Genomic DNA, 19,213 nt, shown 5'->3' with positions numbered 1-19,213 from the left:
CAGGCGACACGTCAACCGTTGCAACGCGACCGGTGAGTCAGCCTAGCGAGTAAACCGGTTCGGCGGGCCGTGCGTCTTTCCTCGCCACTGTAAGCCTCGTGCGTCGGTGGTGTTACGAGAATGTTGACTGAACCGATTAAGTAGCCCACACTAGCCCGACGCATCGGAATTGGTCGATGCCATGAGGTGAGGAGATCGCGATGGTGCGTCGGATCGTGCTGCTCGCGGTGGCAGCGGTCGCTGCGGCGGCTACGACGATGGTCGCGTACACCGCGCACGCGGAAAACGCGTCCAACGGCTACCCGTACTGCGCCAACGGGTCGGCGAGTGACCCGGATGGTGACGGTTGGGGCTGGGAGAACAACGCGTCCTGCGTCGTGCGGGGCGGTAGGGCCGACCCGGGCGCGTCGAGCGGCGGTTCGGGCGGTACCGCGTCGAACGGTTACCCGTACTGCGTGAACGGGTCGGCGAGTGACCCGGATGGTGACGGTTGGGGCTGGGAGAACAACAGGTCCTGCGTCGTACGCGGCGGCAGGGCTGATCCGGGTGGCTCGGGCGGCTCCGGCGGCGGCAGCACCTCGGCATGCCCGAGCGGAATGTCGTGCGGCTCGTACACGGTCAGCGGCCTGGGCAACCGCAAGACTCAGGTCCGCAACGCGGGCGGGAACGTGCTCGATCTCGCGGTGGCGATGCTGGAGACCGACACCATGCGGGCCAACTACGCCTACGGGGACAACAAGTCCGGGGACGCCGCCAACTTCGGGATCTTCAAGCAGAACTGGCTCATGATTCGCACCGCGTGCAGTCAGTTCCGGGGACAGAGCGCCAGCCAGTACAACAACGGAGCGGCGCTCAACAGCAACCTGTCGGCCGACGTCTCGTGCCTGCACCAGAGCCAGAGCTACTACGGCACCAACACCTGGTTCGCCGGGCACCGCAACGGCTCCTCCGGCCTGGGCAACCCGAACACGACCGACATCAACAACTACCGCACCGCCGTGTACTGGATCCGCGACCAGCTCAACAGGAGTTCAGCCAACCTGAGCAACGACATTCGGTTCTGGGTGAGTGTGCCCGCGATCTGACCGTGGGTGCCCGCGGCTGGCTGAGCAAGCCGGCCGCGGGCGAACCGGGCAGGGTCGCGCTACCGGGTGTCAGTCGGGGGCGGGGCTGTGCTGTGGCGGACGACGAGGTTGGTGGGCAGTTCGACGCGGTCGTGCTCGAGGGCCTCGCCGGCGGTGACGCGGAGCAGGGTGGTCGCGGCGGCGGCGCCCATCTCCGCCAGCGGCTGGCGCACGGTGGTCAATGCCGGCGTCGACCAGCGGACGAACGGCAGGTCGTCAAAGCCCACGACGCTGAGGTCCTCCGGGATGCGTAGGCCGAGTTGGCGGGCGGCCTCATAGACGCCCAGGGCCTGCAGGTCGTTGCCGGTGAAGATGGCGGTCGGCCGATCGGGCCGGTCAAGGAGGCGACGCGCCGCCGCGATGCCGCCGTCGACGTACAGCGGCGCTGTCGCGACCAGGCTGGGATCGACATCCACACCGGCGGTCTCCAACGCGGCCCGGTAGCCGTCGAAGCGAGCCCGGCAACACAGGTAGCTGTCCGGTCCGTTGATCATGGCGATGCGGCGGTGGCCGAGGTCGAGCAGGTGGCGGGCGGCCAGCAGTCCGCCGTTCCAGTTCGTGGCACCGACCGACGGAATCGCGTGAGCCGGCTCGCCGGTGGGGTCCAGCGCGACGAGCGGAATGCCGCGGGCGCGCAGTTGAGCGTGCTGGCGCGTGGTCAGGTCAGCGGAGACGGCGATGACACCCAGGGGCCGACGGGTGAGCAGCTGCTCGGTCCACGCGCGGCCGGGAGTCTGGCGGCCCTGCATCTCGGTGAGTGCGACCGCGAGGCCACGATCGCGGATAGCCTGCTCCACGCCGCGGATGATCTCCAAAGCCCACAGGCTGTCGAGGGCCTGGAAGAGGATCTCCACGATCGGCACACTGACCGGCCCGGAGTCGGCGCGCTGGTAGCCGTGCTCGCGGATGATGTCCTCGATGCGTTGGCGGGTGTCGAGAGCGACGCCGGTATGCCCGTTGATGACCTTCGAGACCGTCGGCGCCGAGACGCCGGCGAGCCGGGCGATGTGCGCCACGGTCATCTCCCGTCGCGGTCGCCGGCTCGCGGGGGCGTCGGGGCTGGTCGCGCTCACGCACGCATCGTACGCGAGAACAGCCCTCCGCCCACCCAGCGATCGATCTTGGTCCTGGGTGCCGAATGGTTCGCGGAAATTTCAGAAACGTTCGTAGAGCACAGCCCTATGAACTGCAGAAATCTTATTGACACCTCGGATGTGATACCGCTGGCAACCGCCGGGGCCCAGGATCGGGCCTGCGACATTCACCGATCCCGATCACCCGCCGAGAAAGAGGACAACGTGAAACTCCACCTGACCCGCTTACGGCGACGCACGGTGGTCATCCCGGCCGCCGGCGCGCTGGCTGCCGCCCTGGTGTGCGCGATGCTGACCGCGCCGACCGCGGCCACCGCCGCGGACGCGTCAACGAAGTACCTCGGGGTGTTCCGCGAGACGAACCCCACCGCCATCGCGTCGGGCACGGCCAGCCGGTACGGGGTGACCCCGGCGAGCGTCTTCTGGTTCGATGCCTGGGCCACCGGCAACGCCTTCAACGTGTCGGAGGCCAAGGCGCTGTGGAGTCAGGGCATCATGACGCACTTCACCTGGGAGCCCTGGAACACGGCGCTCAGCGCGACCGACGCCAACCAGATCCACCTGCAGGACATCATCGACGGCAAGTGGGACACCTACATCAAGGCACGTGGCGCGGAGTTCGCCTCGGTCGGCGCACCGATCATGGTGCGCTGGGGGCACGAGTTCAACGGCAACTGGTACCCGTGGGGCATCGTCAACAATGGCAGCAACCCGGCCCTGTACGTCAGCGCCTACCGACGGGTGCACGACCTCGTCGTCGCGGCCGGGGGCACCAACGTGCAGTGGGTGTGGTGTTTCAACGCCAGTTCTACCCCCGATGCCTCCTACAACGAACCCGCGCGGTCCTATCCCGGTGATGCGTACGTCGACTGGGTCGGCATCGACGGGTACAACTGGGGTCTCGGTCCGTCCTGGGATCCGGCCGGTAACTACTGGACCGGCTTCGAGTCCCTGTACGCCAGCGCGTACGCGAAGGCACGTGCCGTCGCCCCCAAGCGCCCGGTGATGATCGGCGAGATCGCCTCCAGCGAGGACGGCGGCAACAAGGCGCAGTGGATCAACGACATGTCCACCGCCCTGCAGTCGGGTCGCTACCCCGACCTGAAACTGATCTCGTATTTCGACCAGGACAAGGAAGAGCTCTGGTCGGGCACCTCCTCGGCAGCCACCAAGACCGCCTTCACCACCTGGGTCAACCAGACCTACATGAAGGGAACGGGAACCGACCTCGCCCAGGTCGCCGCCCAGTACGAGGGAACAGCCACCACCGGACCGGCGGCCACAACGCGAGCCCCAGTGACAACCACCCGCCCGGTCACCACAGCCGCCGCGACCACCCGGCCGCCGGCCACGACATCGGCCGTCACAAGCCGGCCGCCCTCCACCACGACCGCGGTGACCACCCAGGCGCCGACGAGCATGTCGGCCGGTGCCTGCACCGCAACGTACGCGACGATCGGCTCCTGGCCAGGCGGTTTCCAGGGTGAAGTGACCGTACGCGCCGGCACCTCGACGATCGGCGGCTGGACGGTGCGCTGGACCCTGGCCGGCGGGCAGACGATCAGCCAGCTCTGGAACGGAACGCTGACCACCAACGGTTCCGCAGTGACTGTGAAGAACCTCAGCTGGAACGGCACCGTCAACGCGAACGCATCGACGTCTTTCGGGTTCCTCGGCAGTGGATCGCCATCGACGCCATCGCTCACCTGCACCAGCCCGTGACGCCGTAGCCGCCAACCAAGGCCTGTCTCGAAGTCGAGGTGGCGGCTCCCGCGGTTGGCTGGTCGGGAGGCGCTGTGCCTGGCTCCTGATCGGCGTTCGGTGGGCGAAAGTGCAGGTGCACGCTCGTTGATCACGAAATGATGATCTTGATTATCGCGCCGCGTGACGGCGGAGTCGGGTACTCCGAGACAGGCCTCAGGAATAGCGGCCCCTCAGGTGTTTGTCACGTGAGGGGCCCCTCCATACGGCTCGTCGGACTGACGGGGGCGATCGCCGCGTTTAGGGTGACGCTGTGAGCCTGGGTTTCGGACGGCACTGCGCCGAGATCGTGCAGCGGGCCGAGCTGATGCGGTCGCACATCGCCGGCGCCGACCTGTCGACGGCCGTCCCGACCTGCCCCGGCTGGACCCTCAACCAGCTGGTCCGCCATCTTGGCGGCGGGCTCGGGTGGGCTGAGGAGATCGTCCGCGACCGGGCACTCCAGCCGCCCTCGGACGCCCACTTCCGCGACCTGTCGCGGTACGTCGGTGAGGATCCGGCCGTCCTGGGCGACTGGCTCGTGACGACCGCCGGCCAGCTCGACCAGACGCTGCGCGCCGCCGGCCCCAGCGTCCGGCTCTGGACCCCGGTGACCAGCGGATACGCGGCCTTCTACGCCCGTCGCTTCGCCCATGAGACGCTGATCCACGGAGCCGACGCGACCCTGGCGCTCGGCAGGTCGTTCGCGGTCGATGACGACGTGGCCCGCGACGCGATCGACGAGTGGCTGGACCTCGTGTCGCCGCCCGAGATGCGGGAGTACCAACCGCGCTGGCGGGAGCAGCTCGGACCCCGCCGCACGGTCGCCCTGCACGCGACGGACGTGCGCGCCGACTGGCTCGTCGACCTGTCGGGCGGCGAGATCGTCTGGCGGCACGGCCCGGCGCTGGCCACGGTCGCCGTCGCCGCCCCGGTGGCCGAGCTGTTGCTGATGATCTACAAGCGGCGGCCCACATACGGCGACGGGATCGAGGTCACCGGCGACGCCGGCATGCTCGACTTCTGGCTGGACCGGGCCAGCTTCGGTTGACGCCGGCAGCTGACCAGGCTTTTGTGAGCTGTCGGCTTAGCGATGTATCTGGCCGCCGTCGCGGGCTCTCTGCACGGGTGGAGGCAGCAATCTGCCTCGACCAGTCACAGGGAGGTCAGATGTACCGGCACACCACCACGATCCTGACCGATGAGGTGCTCAGCCCGAAGGACGCCGCGGAGCGGTACAAGATCGAGGCCGATGTGATCATGACGGCCACGATCCTGGGCTTCACGGCCTCGCGGTTCGCGGTCGGGCACCCGGTCGAGTTCGCCGTCGACCCGACCCCGGCCCCGAACGAGGACCCCGAGGACAGGCTCGCCGAGCTGCGGGAGGCGTGCGACCGGATCAACGGGGCGCTGCACCACTACCGGTTCGGCGGCGAGGCGCGCGCGGTCTTCGCGCCGGACTGGCACAAGGGAGCGCTGATCACCGGGGCGGTCGGATCGTCGGCCCGGCCGTTCGCCGCCCGGCACGCGGTCGAGAGCGAGGCGACCGCCTCGATCCTGCGCGAGCTCGCGTCGGTCACCGGCGCCACGTCGATCGGGTACCAGGGCCGTGGCGCCTACACCGGCTTCGTCGACGACCCGGTCGGGAAGACCCCGAGCATCCAGTCCACGATGCGGTTCACCGTGCCGGACCGCCACCCCGAGCTGTACGGCGAGCGCTGGCTGCCGAGGCACTTCGCCTACAGGACCGAGCCGGACGCGCCGGCCCGCGACAACAGCAACACGCCGTGGGGCCTGATCGGCGGCCGGACGGAGATCGACGGCATGGTCGACCAGCCGGCCGGCGCGGGTGACGTGGTCGGCTACACGCACGGCATGATCCAGGCCATCTACACCTGCGTGCAGCGCGGCCCGTGGTGCACGCCGTTCGAGATCGCGGCCGGTTCCGAGACCACGAAGATGGCGTCGTGCTTCCCGTGCACGCTGCTCATGTACGCGGCCGGCTTCCCGCCGTCGGCGATCCACCTGGGCCGCGGCGAGTCGTGGGTGCCGTTCTACGAGCTGCCGCCGGGGGTGGAGACGGCCACCGGCAAGCACTCGCCGCGCATCGACGCCGCCATCAACACGGTCAACACCCGCTGGCGCATCGAGTGCGGCCAGCACCTGGACCTGGGCATCAGGATCCTGAGCCAGGGGGAGATGGCGAACGTGGCAAAGAGCCACCGGCCGGCGGTCACCCTGCTCGCCGGCTACCTGGCGCGGCGCGCGAACGACGTGTTCGTCGCCTCCGGTCTGATCCTGGACGCGGTCACCGTGCACGAGAGCGAGACCGCCCGGGTCACCCGCACGCTGCTCGGCGAGGACGTCGACTGACGCCTCAGCACGGCTCATGAAGGCCCTCGGGGATCAGCCGAGGGCCTTCATGAGTGGCTGAGCGCCCGGGCGAGCAGGTCGGCGTCGATCGTGCGGACGGCGATGTCGTGCGCCCCGTCATCCGTCACCAGAGTCAACGCGGTCATGCTGCGGAAGGCCGCCTTCCGGTCGGACGGCCGCAGCGCGGCTCCGGCGGGGATGGTCAGCTCTTCGGATCCGCCGGTCTTGCGCCAGACGAGGTCGCGGTCCTTCGTCAGGGAGAGCCAACCGCCCCTGGCGTTGGTCTTGCCGGGCGTCCAGAGGAGGCAGAGGACCTTGAGGGTCCGGCCTTCGTCGAAGGCGGCGCGGTCGGCGGCGGGATCGCGCCGCTTGACCCCCCAGCTGTGTAACCACCCCTCAAGCGGCGTGTACGAGCCAGCGGAACGACGAGGTTTGGCAGTCATAGGACAATTGTCGTACAAGACCCATAAGGGTCACCGGACGTTGGCGAGGGCGGCCAGCAGGGCCTCGGCGCGGTCGATGACCGGGCGGTCGCCCAGCTCGACGGCGATGGCCTGGGCGCCGCCCGCGTGGGTGCGCGCCTCGTCCGGCCGGTCGGTGGCGGCGCACAGCTCGGCGAGGCCCACGAGCGCGCTGGCCATCCGCCGGCGGTCGTTGACCTCGACGGCGATGTCGAACGCCGCGGCGAAGTCGGCTTCGGCGGCATCCGTGGACCGGGCGTCCCGGCGCAGTAGAGCGCGGACCTCCAGCGCCTCGGCCTCGCCCGGCCGGTCGCTGATCTCGCGGGCCACCGCGAGCGCCTCCTCGGCACAGCTCAGCGCCTCGTCCGCGCGGCCCATCAGGCGCAGCGAGTTGGCCAGCCGCGCCTGCGCCTGGCTCGCCAGGATGTGGATGCCGGTGACCCGGAACAGCTCGTACGAGCGTTGGCGCAGGGCGAGGGCCTCGGCGTGGCGGCCCAGGTGCTCGTACGTGGTGGCGAGGTTGCCCTCGGCGCGGGCGGCGGCCGGCTTGTCGTCGATCTCGACGGCGATGGCCAGGGCGCGCTCGCCGTACGCGGCGGCCTGTTCGTAGCGGCCCCAGTCGTTGTGCAGGCCGGTGAGGTTGGCCAGGGTGATGACCATGGCGCCGCGCTGGCCCAGCTCCTCGACCATGCGCAACGCGTTGTCCAGGTGCGGCAGCGCCTCGGCGAACTGGTTCTGTTGCCAGAGGAACGTGCCGAGCAGGTTCATCGCCTGCGCCATGGCCAGCCGGTCGCCGAGCCCGGTCGCGAGGTCCAACGCGCGGCGGGCGTGCTCGGCGGCGAGGTCGAAGCGCCGGATCCGGCCCCGGATCACCGAGAAGTAGCGCTCGCAGTTGGCCTCGCCGGCGCGGTCGCCGCGGGCGCGGGTGACCCGCAGCGCGTGCTGGTGCACCTCGACGGCCGCCTCGAAGTGCGCGCCGTTCTCGAGGAACCGGCCGATGATCGTGGCCAGCTGCGTCGCGTGCTCCGGCCAGCCGTTGTCCGCCGCGAAGCCCACCGCCGCCACGAGGTTGGCCAGGTTGGCGGTGAGCCACGCGCGCGACCCGGCGGCGTCCGCGACCGCCGGGTCGGGATTCTCGGGCGCCGTGACCGTGGGCCGGCGGGCCCACTCGGACGGGATCAGCACGTTCATGGCGAGCGCCGCGTGCGCGCGGTAGTGGTCGAGCAGCCGCGTCAGCGCCGCGCGGCGCTCGTCCTCGGCCAGCTCGTCGGCCCGTTCGGCGGCGTACGCGCGGAGCAGGTCGTGCATGTCGAAGCGGTCCGCGCCGACCGGCCGGACGAGGTGCCCGCGGATCAGGGCGTCGAGCTGGCGGGCGGCCCCGGCGGGCGGGCCGCCGAGCAGTTCCGCCGCCGACCGTCGGTCGAGGTCGACGCCGAAGTGGGCGCCGAGCAGGCTGAACGCCCGCGCCTGGTCGGGCGTCAGGCTCCGGTAGGACCAGGCGAAGACCGTCCGCAGCGCCGTCTGCTCGTCGCCGTCCGAGTCGAGGACGTCCAGCCGGCGTCGCTCGTCGCGCAGCTCGTCGGCGAGCGCGGCGACCGACAGGTACGGCCGGGCCACCAGGTGCTCCGCCGCGATCCGCAGCGCGAGCGGCAGGCCCGCGCACGCGGCCGCCACGGCGGCGGCCGCGGCGGCGTCGCCCGGAGCCGCCATCCGNGGCGGCGGCGCCCGGAGCCGCCATCCGGTCGCCGATGAGCGCGCCGAGCAGCCGCACCGACTCCGCCTCCGTCATCAGCTCCACGACGAGGCGCTGCGCGCCGTGCCGGGCCACGAGCGCCGCCAGGCTGTCGCGGCTGGTGACGACGACGCAGCAGGTCGCTGTGCCGGGCAGCAGCGGCCGGACCTGCTCCACGTCGGCGGCGTTGTCGAGCACCAGCAGGACCCGCCGGCGGGCGAGCATGCTGCGCAACAGCGCGGCCCGTTCGGCGACGTCCTCCGGCACGGCCGTCGGCTCGACGCCGAGCGACCGGAGAAAACCGCCCAGCACCTGCCCGGCCGGCACGGGCCGGTCCGGCCCGTACCCGCGCAGGTCGGCGTAGAGCTGGCCGTCGGGGAACCGGGCGGTCGCCCGGTGCGCCCAGTGGACCGCGAGCGCGGTCTTGCCCGCGCCGGCGGTGCCCGACAGCGCCGAGATGACGATGGCGGGCACGCCGCCCGACCCGGTACGGGCGGTGAGCGCGTCGAGCTGGGCCAGCTCCGCCGTCCGCCCGGTGAACTCGGCGACGTCGCCGGGCAGCTGTCGGGGCACCGCCACGACGCCCTCCAGCGCGCTGGCCCGGGTGCCGACGAACTCGCCGCGCAGGATCGCCGCGTGCACGGCGCGCAGCTCCTCGCTCGGCTCGACGCCCAGCTCGTCAACGATGCGACGGCGGGCGACCGCGAACGTGTTGAGCGCCTCCGCCGCGTGTCCGGACAGGTACAGCGCCCGCAGCAGCGCCGCGATCAGCGGCTCGGCCAGGGGATGACGCGCGACCGACGCGCGCAGGACCGTCACGGCCTCGTCGTGGCCGCCGATGTCGAGCTGCAGGCCCGCCCACGCGGCGGTCGCGTCGACCCGCTCGCCGGTCAGCGAGACGCGGGCGCGGTCGGCCCAGTCGCCGGGGACGTCGGCGAGCGGGTCGCCGCGCCACAGGTCGAGCGCGGCACCCAGCGACGCCGCCCGCGACGCCGTGTCGAGCCGGGTGTCGCGGCCGGCGGCGACGAGGCGACGGAACCGGAACAGGTCCACCCGGTCCCTGTCGAGCTCCAGGGCGTACCCACCGGATTGGCGGACGATCGCGGCCTGGACGCCGCTGGCGGACGCCGCGGTGGCGATGACGCCGCGCACGCGCGCCAGGTAGCTGTACAGAGCGTTACGGGCCTCTGGTGGTGGATCGTCCCCCCAGATCCGTTCCATGAGGGTCTCCGCCGTGACCGGCGAACCCGCGTCGACCAGCAGTGCGGCGAGAACGACGCGGTGTTTGGGCGGTCCGGTGGCCACCGGCTGGTCGTCAACGCTGACAACCACGGGCCCGAGCAGGCGAAACTCCATCGCCGGTTCCCCATTTCCCCCCGGAGTGTCCGACCACAAGGAATCTACAAGGCGCGATCAATACGGTCTGCCCGACGTATCGACAGTGACCGTGCGTGACGCGACGGGGCGCATGTGTGGTCGTCGATGGGGGACGCCGGCGGTCGAAGAACCGACGGCTGGAGGGGGATCACACAGATGAGTGCGAGACCAACGAGACGGGTCGCGCTGTGGCTGGGGGCCGCCGCCGTCCTGGCCGCCGGCGCGCTGGTGCCGGTGGTGCTGGCGCGGGCGGCGGACGCCGCGGCCGTGCCGGCCTGTCCGGCGGCCGTGGCCAAGCCGGACGAGGCGTCGAAGCGGGCCCGCGAGTGCCGGGGCAAGGTGGAGATCACCGACCTGACCACCGAGACGGCGTTGACGGTGGCGAACCCGGACGGTTCGTTCACGCTCCGGCAGGACCTCAGCCCACAGCGGGTACGCCGGGACAACGGCTGGGTGCCGGTCGACACGACGCTGCGGTTCGCGGCGGACGGCTCGGTGCGGCCGGCCGCGACCGGCACCGACATCCGGTTCTCCGGCGGCGGCGACGCGGCACTGGCCAGCCTCGGCAAGGACGGCAAGGAACTCGCCCTGGGCTGGCCGACCGCGCTGCCGAAGCCGACCCTCGACGGCGACACGGCCACCTACGCGGAGGTGCTGCCCGGCGTCGACCTCACGGTCACCGCCGACGCGCACGGCTTCTCCGAGGTACTCGTCGTGAAGACGCGGGCGGCGGCGAAGAACCCGGCGCTTGCCGCGCTGACGTTCCGGACAGCGACCAAGGGCGTGAGCCTGCACCGCCGCGCCGACGGCAACGTGGACGCGCGCGACAGCGCCGGGCGGACCGTGTTCGGCTCCTCCGACGCGCTCATGTGGGACTCGCCCCGGCCGGGCAGCGGCGCGCCGGACCGGCCGCACCGCACCGTGAAGATGCCGCAGAAGCTCGGCAAGGGCACGCTGACCGTGGTGCCGGACGCGGGCGTGCTGACCGACCCGCAGACCGTCTTCCCGGTCTACATCGACCCGTCGTTCAGCGCGAACCGGACCGGGTACACGGTGGTCAACAAGGCGGCGCCGGACACGTCGTACTACTCCTCGGGCTACCGCAACGCGCTGCGGGTGGGCCGGGAGTACGGCTCCAGCAACACGTGGCGCAGCTTCTTCCAGTTCGACATCTCCAGCCTGTTCGGCATGACGGTCAAGTCGGCCGGGGTGTTCCTCACCCTGGACCACTCCGCGTCCTGCACGGCGACGCCCGTGCAGCTGTACTCCTCCACGAAGGTCTCCGACTGGGCGCCGCTGACCTGGAACAACACCAAGTCGCGGATGGTCAGCCTGATCCAGACCAAGTCGATGCACGCCAACGAGTCGAGCTGCCCGCAGCCGGACCACCTGGCCGAGTTCGCCTCCTCGGGCGTGGCCAAGCTGGTGCAGAAGCAGGTCGACGCGAAGATCAACCGGGCCGCGTTCGCGCTGCGCGCGTCGGATGAGACCGACCAGACCCAGTGGAAGAAGTTCTACGAGGGCGCGGACCGGACCTTCCTGCAGGTCAGCTACAACCGGCCGCCGAACAAGCCGAGCCCGCTCAGCATCAGCCCGTGCGACTCCGCGTGTGCCAGCCCGGCGGTCGTCAGCAACCGGGCGCCGAAGCTCATGGCGAAGGTCTCCGACCCCGACGGCGGCACGCTGTCGGTGAAGTACGAGGTCTCCTTCACCTCGTCGGGGAGCGTCGTGCGCACCGCCACGGTCACCGGCGTCGCGTCGGGCGCCACGGCGGCGTGGACCGTCTCGCCCACGTTCAGCGGTGACGCGGGCTACCGGTTCCGGGTCCAGGCGTGCGACGCCTACGACTGTGGCGCCTGGTCGAACTACTTCAACTTCACCACCGACATGGTCAACCCACCGCCACCGAAGGTGGCCCCGGTGAACCCGGCCCTCTACTTCGAGGACGACGACTCGGGCGAGGCGTCGGGCGGCATGGGCGTCGCGGGCCAACTGCAGATCACGCCCAACGGCGGCAAGGACATCGTCGAGTACGAGTGGTGGCTCGACGACACGAAGAAGCACACCATCACGACGAGCCTGGACACCAACAAGGCCGCGAAGATCACCGTCAAGCCGGTGAAGGACGGGCCACGCACGCTCACCGTCCTCGGCCGGGACGCGGCCGGCCGCTCCTCGTCCGCGTCGACGTACACGTTCCGGGTGGCCAGCGCCGAGGTCTCGGCCGGCATCTGGAGCCTCGACGAGGCGGCGGGCGCGACGGTGGCCGTCAACGCCCTGCGTCAGCCCGAGGGTGAGACCGTCCCCGACCTGCGGTTCCTCAACGGCAGCGTGCTCGGCGGGGTCGCCTTCGGCACGGCCCGGGGCACCGAGGACCGGGGCGCCACGTTCGACGGCAGCACCGGCTACATCGCCACCTCCGGGCCGGTGCTGGCGACCGACGGCTCGCCGGACCCGTACGACACCACCGCGGAGCCCGATCCGCGCGGCTTCTCGGTGGCGGCCTGGGTCTACGCCGCCGACACCGCCGACCGGGTCGCCGTGTCGCAGAACGGCTCGCTGCACAGCATCTTCCGGCTGGGCCTGTCGGGCGGGAAGTGGTGCTTCACGGTGGACACGGCCGACACCTCGGCCGGCACCAGCGTGAAGGCGTGCTCCACCCTCGCCGTGAAGACGAACGCCTGGGTGCACCTGACCGGCGTCTACGACGCGGCGACCAAGCAGATCCGGATCATGGCCTTCGACGCCGACTGTACGGCCCCCAACGCGGCCGCGACCGCCTTCACCACGGCGCCGTGGCACGCCATGGGCGCGTTCGTGATCGGGCGTGGCCTCAACGGGAGCGGCGTGGCCGCCAACTACTGGAAGGGCGCGATCGACGAGGTGCACGCCTACGAGCGGGCCGTCCCCGAGGTCGAGGGCGTCAACCTCTGCCTGAACTGAGCAGGTCTGCCACCCGGGTCGGCGCCGTCGCCGGCCCGGGTGGCCCCGTCGCACGTACTCCTTGATTTCGATCTTCATTTTTTGGGGGAGCGCCATGGGCGCACACTCGCGCGGGGGTCCGCGCGACAGATCGGCTGGGCACGGATGGTTGCGCGGGCTCAGCCCGCTGACGAAATGGGTGGCCAGCGGCACCGCGCTGGCGGTCGTGGCCGGTGGCCTGGCCGTCGTGGTGGCGGTCAACCGGTGGCAGCCGCCCGCTGCCGGTCAGGTCGACGGCGTCGACGTGGTGCCGGTGGCGGCGCCGAAACGCGCCACCCCGACCGCGGACGGTTCGGCGTACGGGGGCGGGTCGGTGACGTGGCCCGCCGCCGGGACCAGCACCGTTGACGTGTCCGCCGGGGCGAAGGTCGGCGGCGCCATCACCGTGCGCGCCGGCCGGGTCACGAGCGCGTCGGGCGCCATGAGCGGCGCGTCCGCGGTCCGACGCGCGACCGTCGCCGACGTCGACATGGCCGCCGCGACGGCCGCCGCCGTCTCGGGCGTGCTCTTCTCGGTCGCCCGGGCGGCCGCGACCGCGGCTTCCGGGGACGTCGCCGTCGACGTCGACTACGCGGGCTTCGCCAAGGCGTACGGGGCGGACTGGGCCACCCGGATGCGGATCGTGAGCCTGCCGGAGTGCGCGATCACCACGCCCACGGTGGCCGGTTGCACCACGGCCACGCCGGTCGCCAGCACCAACAACGCCGCCAAGGGGACGGTCACCGCGCAGGTCACGCTCGCCGCGAGCGGCGCGGTCACGCTGGCCGCCGCCGCGGCGCCGGCCGGCGACAACGGCGACTACCGGGCGACCAGCCTGTCCGCCGCGTCCACGTGGCAGATGAACCAGCAGGCCGGCGACTTCAGCTGGAGCCTGCCGATCGAGGCGCCGCCGGGCGTCGGCGGGCCGGTGCCGGAGCTCGCCCTGTCGTACTCGTCGGGCGCCGTTGACGGGCTCACCTCCGCGTCCAACAACCAGGGCTCCTGGGTCGGCGACGGGTGGGACACGTGGCCCGGCTACATCGAGCGGCAGTACCGCGGCTGTGCCGAGGACACCGACGAGGTCGGCGGCAAGGCGCCGAACAACGCCAGCAAGAAGACCGGCGACCTGTGCTGGCACTCGTACAACGCGACGCTCTCCTTCGGGGGTTCCACGAGCGAGCTGATCAGCGTCGGCGACGGCCTCTGGAAGAGCCTCTCCGACGACGGCCTGCGCATCGAGCGCGTCCTGAACACGGGGCTCGGCAACGGCGACAACGACGGCGAGTACTGGAAGGTCACCACGACCGACGGCATGCAGTACTTCTTCGGGCGTAACCACCAGGTCGGCTGGGCGTCGGGCAACCCGGAGACCAACTCGGTCTTCACGGCGCCCGTCTACGGCAACCACCCCGACGAGCCCTGCTACAACGCCACGTTCGCGTCGGCGGTGTGCACCCAGGCGTGGCGGTGGAACCTCGACTACGTCATCGACACCCACGACAACACCATGACGTACTTCTACGCCAAGGAGACCGGCGCGTACGGCAAGGAGGCCGACCCCGCCAAGCGCGCCACGTACGTGCGCGGCGGTTACCTGACCAGCATCACCTACGGCACCCGGCAGAGCACCGAGTTCACCGCCACGCCGGCCGCCAAGATCGTCTTCGCCACGGACGACCGCTGCCTGTCCTCCTGCGGCACCGCGCCGAGTTCGCCCACGACGGCCAACTGGCCGGACACCCCCTGGGACCAGTACTGCAAGGCGACGCCCTGCACCGACCAGCTCAGCCCGACGTTCTGGACGGCCAAGCGGCTCACCGCGATCCGGGCGCAGATCGCCACCGGCACGAACGCCTTCCGCACCGTGGACACGTGGACGCTGCGCCACCAGTTCCTCGACGCCGGCAACAACGAGGGCAAGCCGATGTGGCTCAGCGGGGTCACGCACAGCGGCTCCGGCATCCTCAACTCGACGCTGACCGAGCCGGAGATCGTCTTCGCGCCCGGCGCCGACCCGAAGCCGAACCGCGTCGACGGGCCGGCCGACAACCGGACCGGGCTGAACCGCTTCCGCATGGCCTACATCACCACGGAGACCGGCAACCAGATCTCCATCACGTACGCCGGGGCCGACTGCACCCGCACCACGCTGCCGGACCCGGAGACCAACACCAAGCGCTGCTACCCGCAGTACTACGCGCCGCCGGACACGGGGCAGGACCCGAAGCTCGACTGGTTCCACCGGTATGTGGTGACCCGCCTCGACGTCTGGGACGCCACCGGCGCCTCGGACAACCAGCAGTGGAACTACGACTACCTCGACACGCCGGCCTGGCACTACACGTCGAGCCTGGTCACCATCCCGAAGCGGCGCACGTGGGACCAGTACCGCGGGTACTCGAAGGTGCGGGTCCGCAAGGGGCTCACGACCGGCACCCAGTCGGCCACGGAGTACCTGTACTTCCGTGGCATGGACGGCGACCACCGGTCGTCGGGGACCCGTTCGGCCGCCATCGTCGACTCGCAGGGCACCTCGGTGACCGACCGCGAGGCGCTCGCCGGCCAACTGCGCGAGACGACCGTGCTCAACGGGGCGGGCGGATCGTGGATCTCCGGCACCATCACGAGCTACTGGGTCAACGGGCCGACCGCGAAGGTCGGCGCGCGCGAGGCCTACATGGTGCGCCCGTCCCTGGTGCGCAACCGCACCAAGCTGGCGAGCGGGTCGACGCGGTGGACGCGCACGGACTACACGTACAACGCCGACGGCCTGGTGCTCACGGAGGACGACCTCGGCGACACGGGGACGGCCGCCGACGACATGTGCACCACCACCTCGTACACCCGCAACGAGACGCTGTGGATCCTCGACCGGCCGTCCAAGGTGGAGACCGTCGGGGTGACGTGCGACGACCCGCCGACCTACCCGGGCGACTCGTTGTCCCTGCTACGCCACTACTACGACGACGCGAGCAAGGCCTGGGGCACCGCCCCCACCAAGGGTGACGTCGTCAAGACCGAACGCGCCACGTTCAGCGGCAGCACCCCCAGCTGGACCACGACCAGCACCACCGCGTACGACACCAACGGCCGGGTCACCAACCTCGCCGACGCGCTCGGCCGGGCCACCTCGACGACCTACACGCCGTCGCTGACCGGGCCGGTCACCCAGGTGGTGACGAAGGACCCGGCGGGCTACAGCACGACCACCGTCGTGGCGCCCGCGTTCAACCAGCCCACGAGGATCACCGACGCCAACGGTGCCGTCACCGACCTCGTCTACGACAGTCTGGGCCGCCTCACCGGCGTCTGGCTGCCGGGTCGGACGATGGGCAGCCAGAGCGCGAACTACACCTACGCCTACGACGTCCGCAACACGGCGCCGACGGCGGTGACCACGAAGACGCTGCTGCCCACCGGTGACGCGTACCGCACGTCCATCACGCTCCTTGACGGGCAGCTGCGCACCCGACAGGTGCAGACGCAGGCGCCGGGGGGCGGTCGCACGCTGACCGACACCCTGTACGACTCGCGGGGCCTGCTCGTCAGCCAGTCCCAGCCCTACTACGACGCCTCCAACACCGCGCCGAACAAGACCCTGGTGACCGCCGTCGGGCAGCCCGTCGTGCCGGCCGTCACCCGGTACGTCTACGACGGCGCGGAGCGCCAGACCGCGCAGATCCTCGTCGCGCTCGGCCTGGAGAAGTGGCGCACCACCACCGCCTACGCCGGCGAGCGGACCAGCGTCACCCCGCCGGCCGGCGGCACGGCCACGACCACCGTCACGGATGCCCGTGGCCGCGTCACCGAGCTGCGGCAGTACCACGCCGCAGGGAACGTCGGCAGCGACACCGCGTCCACCTTCGACCGGACCCGCTACACGTACACCGTCGGGGGAAGCCTGGACACGGTGACGGACCCGGTCGGCAACGTCTGGAGCCACACGTACGACCAGTGGGGCCGGGAAACCACCTCGGTGGACCCGGACGCGGGCACGACGATCCGGACGTACGACAAGGTCGGCCAGCTCGTTACCACGAAGACGGGCGACACCACGCTCGCCTTCACCTACGACAAGCTGGGCCGCAAGACGACCGTCCGGGACGGCTCGACCACCGGCGCGAAGCGCACCGAGTGGTTCTACGACAAGAAGCCCGACGGCACGGCGTTGGCCAACGCGATCGGACGGACCACGGGGGTCGTCCGCTACTCGGGGTCGGCGACCGTCTACAGCGCCGCCACCACGTCGTTCGACGTGGCCGGGCAGCCCTTGACGGATCAGCTGGTGATCCCGGACGCGGAGACCGGCCTGGCCGGCACCTACACGACGTCCTACACCTACCGGGCCGACGGGCAGCTCGCCAGCAAGACACTGCCGGCCGTGGGGGACCTGACGTCCGAGAAGATCGTGTACGGCTACAACGACGTGGGCCTGCCGCTCTACTCGACGTCCGGTCTCACCTCGTACGTCTACGACTCCGTCTACGACAAGCTCGGGCAGCTGACTCAGCTCGCGCTGGGTGCCTACGGCAGCCGCGTCTTCGTGAACTACGGCATCGACGAGCCGACCCGTCGCCTCACGGGCACGACGGTCTCGCTGGAGAACAAGCCGACCCCGGCGAAGTACGCCTACACGTACGATCCGGCCGGCAACCTCACGAAGGTCACGGACTCGCCGTACCAGCAGGCGGTGGACACCCAGTGCTACCGCTACGACCACCTGGCCCGGATGACCGAGGCGTGGACCGCCGGTTCCGGCGACTGCGCGGCCGCGCCGAGCGTGGCCGGTCTCGGCCAGTCCGCGCCGTACTGGCACAGCTACACGTTCGACGAGACGGGCAACCGGACGAAGGAGGTCCAGCACGGCGCGACGGACATCACCCGCACCTACACGTACCCGGCCGCGAAGGCCGACCAGCCGCACACGCTCACGTCGGTGACGTCGGGCTCGGCAACCGTGGCGGAGTTCGACTACGACACGCGGGGAAACACCACGAAGCGCACGGTGGGCGGGACCGTCCAGACCCTGACCTGGGACGCGGAAGGCCATCTCGCCGAGCTCAAGGAGGGCACGACCAGCACGACGTACACCTACGACGTCGACGGCAACCGGCTGATCCGCAACGACGGCACCGGCAAGACGCTCTACCTGCCGGACGGCAGCGAGCTGCGCTACACCAAGTCGACCGGCGCGAAGAAGGGCACCCGCCACTACGAGGACTCGCGCGGCGAGACCATCGCGGTACGCACGGGAGCCGGGCTGCACTGGGTCGTCGGTGACCACCACGGCACCGCCGAGGTGACGGTCGCCAGCGGCGACCTGACGGCGAGCCGGCGCCGGACGCTGCCGTTCGGGGCGGTGCGGGGCACCACCTCGGCCACCTGGCCGGCCGCGCTGGACAAGGGCTTCGTCGGTGGCACGCTGGACCCGTCCGGCCTCACCCACATCGGAGCCCGGGAGTACGACCCGGCGATCGGCCGGTTCATCTCCGCCGACCCGGTCGTCGACGTCCACGACCCGCAGCAGATGAACGGGTACGCCTACGCCAACAACGCGCCGCCGAGCAAGGCGGACCCGACCGGCCTGCTGTTCGGATTCGTCAAGAAGATCGTCAGTCACGTGGCGGAGCACGCGGACCGCTACTCGTTGGCGCTCGGCATCGCGGCGATCTTCCTCGCCGGCGTGCCCGGTGTGGGCGTGGGCCTGATGTACGCCTCCGCCGCACTGGGCGCCTACGACGCGGGCAAGTCGTTCGCCAAGGGTGAGATCGTGGACGGGGTGATCGGCGTCGCGGCCATCGTCCCGGTTGTCAAGATTGCCCGGATCGGCAAGCTGCCGGAGAGGGCGCTGAACGCGGCTGACGAGGTGGCGGATGCCGCTAAACCGCTGACCTCCAATCCGGTCCGCAAGCTGCCCAAGGGCACGCCGGGGCGGCGGGACGCCAGAAAGGCTGCCTACCAGCAGAAGATGGAGAGGATGGAGAGGCAGACCTATCTGGACATTTCCCAGACCACGCACGCCTTCGGCACCAACATGAGCGGTGTTCGTGCCACCTGGGATGTCATGGGCAATAGCTTCCTCGCGGCGGATGGCCTGTTCCAGGGTTGCAGCTTCGCGGGAAGGTGCGCTGACTCGCTGCACACGCAGATCTTCGGCGCGCCGGCGTTCCAGCCGAAGCCGGCACCGCCGAAGCCGGCCGAGAAAGCCACGCCGCCCGAGACGAGGCCCTTGTTCAATCCGCCGGTGCCGGGCCTCAAGCCCAAGCCAAATAACGACTATCCCACCGTGCGGAAGAGCAACCCGTTCACGCCGCAGTACGTCTGATCGCCGCGACGGCTCCGGTGTGGATC

Annotated in this window: 10 protein-coding genes and 1 pseudogene; 7 read left to right on the top strand and 4 right to left on the bottom strand. The window is 70.9% G+C overall.

All coding sequences use genetic code 11. The features are described from left to right. The first annotated feature begins 200 nt into the window (after positions 1 to 200). Positions 201 to 1,085 (top strand): carbohydrate-binding domain-containing protein, encoded by an 885-nt coding sequence (locus ABD211_RS05235; protein WP_344126781.1) that lies wholly within the window; start codon positions 201 to 203, stop codon positions 1,083 to 1,085. Between the two features lie 59 nt (positions 1,086 to 1,144). On the opposite strand, the gene ABD211_RS05230 is transcribed toward ABD211_RS05235, so the two are convergent. Next, on the bottom strand, positions 1,145 to 2,197 hold the full coding sequence (locus tag ABD211_RS05230) for a LacI family DNA-binding transcriptional regulator (protein ID WP_344126779.1): 1,053 nt from the start codon (positions 2,195 to 2,197) through the stop codon (positions 1,145 to 1,147). A 225-nt stretch (positions 2,198 to 2,422) separates the two neighbouring features. On the opposite strand from ABD211_RS05230, the gene ABD211_RS05225 reads away from it, so the two are divergent. From ABD211_RS05225 to ABD211_RS05215, 3 genes are all read left to right on the top strand, one after another. After that, the gene (locus ABD211_RS05225) at positions 2,423 to 3,940 is read left to right on the top strand and encodes a cellulose binding domain-containing protein (protein WP_344126777.1); all 1,518 of its coding nucleotides are present in this window, start codon (positions 2,423 to 2,425) and stop codon (positions 3,938 to 3,940) included. 292 nt (positions 3,941 to 4,232) lie between these two features. Beyond that, positions 4,233 to 5,009 carry a maleylpyruvate isomerase family mycothiol-dependent enzyme gene (locus tag ABD211_RS05220; protein ID WP_344126775.1) on the top strand — a complete coding sequence of 259 codons (777 nt, stop codon included), beginning with the start codon at positions 4,233 to 4,235 and terminating at the stop codon, positions 5,007 to 5,009. 119 nt (positions 5,010 to 5,128) lie between these two features. Further along, positions 5,129 to 6,331 carry a hypothetical protein gene (locus ABD211_RS05215; RefSeq protein ID WP_344126773.1) on the top strand — a complete coding sequence of 401 codons (1,203 nt, stop codon included), beginning with the start codon at positions 5,129 to 5,131 and terminating at the stop codon, positions 6,329 to 6,331. A 47-nt stretch (positions 6,332 to 6,378) separates the two neighbouring features. Here ABD211_RS05215 and ABD211_RS05210 read toward each other — a convergent pair whose 3' ends face one another. Further along, on the bottom strand, positions 6,379 to 6,774 hold the full coding sequence (locus tag ABD211_RS05210; RefSeq protein ID WP_344126771.1) for a hypothetical protein: 396 nt from the start codon (positions 6,772 to 6,774) through the stop codon (positions 6,379 to 6,381). A gap of 30 nt (positions 6,775 to 6,804) precedes the next feature. Continuing rightward, complete coding sequence (locus ABD211_RS05205) at positions 6,805 to 8,502, bottom strand: tetratricopeptide repeat protein (protein ID WP_344126769.1); 1,698 nt, start codon at positions 8,500 to 8,502, stop codon at positions 6,805 to 6,807. Between the two features lie 38 nt (positions 8,503 to 8,540). Between ABD211_RS05205 and ABD211_RS05200 the strand changes: the two genes are divergently transcribed. Continuing rightward, the gene (locus ABD211_RS05200; protein ID WP_344126767.1) at positions 8,541 to 8,888 is read left to right on the top strand and encodes a hypothetical protein; all 348 of its coding nucleotides are present in this window, start codon (positions 8,541 to 8,543) and stop codon (positions 8,886 to 8,888) included. Positions 8,889 to 9,208: 320 nt separating this feature from the next. Here the strand turns inward: ABD211_RS05200 and ABD211_RS33845 are convergent. Further along, positions 9,209 to 9,745, bottom strand: a pseudogene (locus ABD211_RS33845) (AfsR/SARP family transcriptional regulator); the annotation flags it as partial. 312 nt (positions 9,746 to 10,057) lie between these two features. Here ABD211_RS33845 and ABD211_RS05190 point away from each other — a divergent pair. Then, on the top strand, positions 10,058 to 12,844 hold the full coding sequence (locus ABD211_RS05190; protein WP_344126763.1) for a DNRLRE domain-containing protein: 2,787 nt from the start codon (positions 10,058 to 10,060) through the stop codon (positions 12,842 to 12,844). A gap of 148 nt (positions 12,845 to 12,992) precedes the next feature. Then, positions 12,993 to 19,187: an RHS repeat domain-containing protein gene (locus ABD211_RS05185; protein WP_344126761.1), complete on the top strand. Its 6,195-nt coding sequence runs from the start codon at positions 12,993 to 12,995 to the stop codon at positions 19,185 to 19,187. The last annotated feature ends 26 nt before the right edge of the window (positions 19,188 to 19,213 follow it).

Source organism: Luedemannella flava (assembly GCF_039528515.1).
GTDB lineage: Bacteria > Actinomycetota > Actinomycetes > Mycobacteriales > Micromonosporaceae > Luedemannella > Luedemannella flava.
The sequence above is the reverse complement of the archived record's forward strand: the minus strand, read 5'-3'. Positions and strand labels throughout refer to the sequence as shown.

Coding starts and splice junctions, on each gene's coding strand:
- ABD211_RS05210 (WP_344126771.1), bottom strand. CDS start 6,774: ATGACTGCCAAACCTCGTCGTTCCGCTGGCTCGTACACGCCGCTTGAG.
- ABD211_RS05200 (WP_344126767.1), top strand. CDS start 8,541: ATGAGCGCGCCGAGCAGCCGCACCGACTCCGCCTCCGTCATCAGCTCC.
- ABD211_RS05215 (WP_344126773.1), top strand. CDS start 5,129: ATGTACCGGCACACCACCACGATCCTGACCGATGAGGTGCTCAGCCCG.
- ABD211_RS05235 (WP_344126781.1), top strand. CDS start 201: ATGGTGCGTCGGATCGTGCTGCTCGCGGTGGCAGCGGTCGCTGCGGCG.
- ABD211_RS05190 (WP_344126763.1), top strand. CDS start 10,058: ATGAGTGCGAGACCAACGAGACGGGTCGCGCTGTGGCTGGGGGCCGCC.
- ABD211_RS05205 (WP_344126769.1), bottom strand. CDS start 8,502: ATGGCGGCTCCGGGCGACGCCGCCGCGGCCGCCGCCGTGGCGGCCGCG.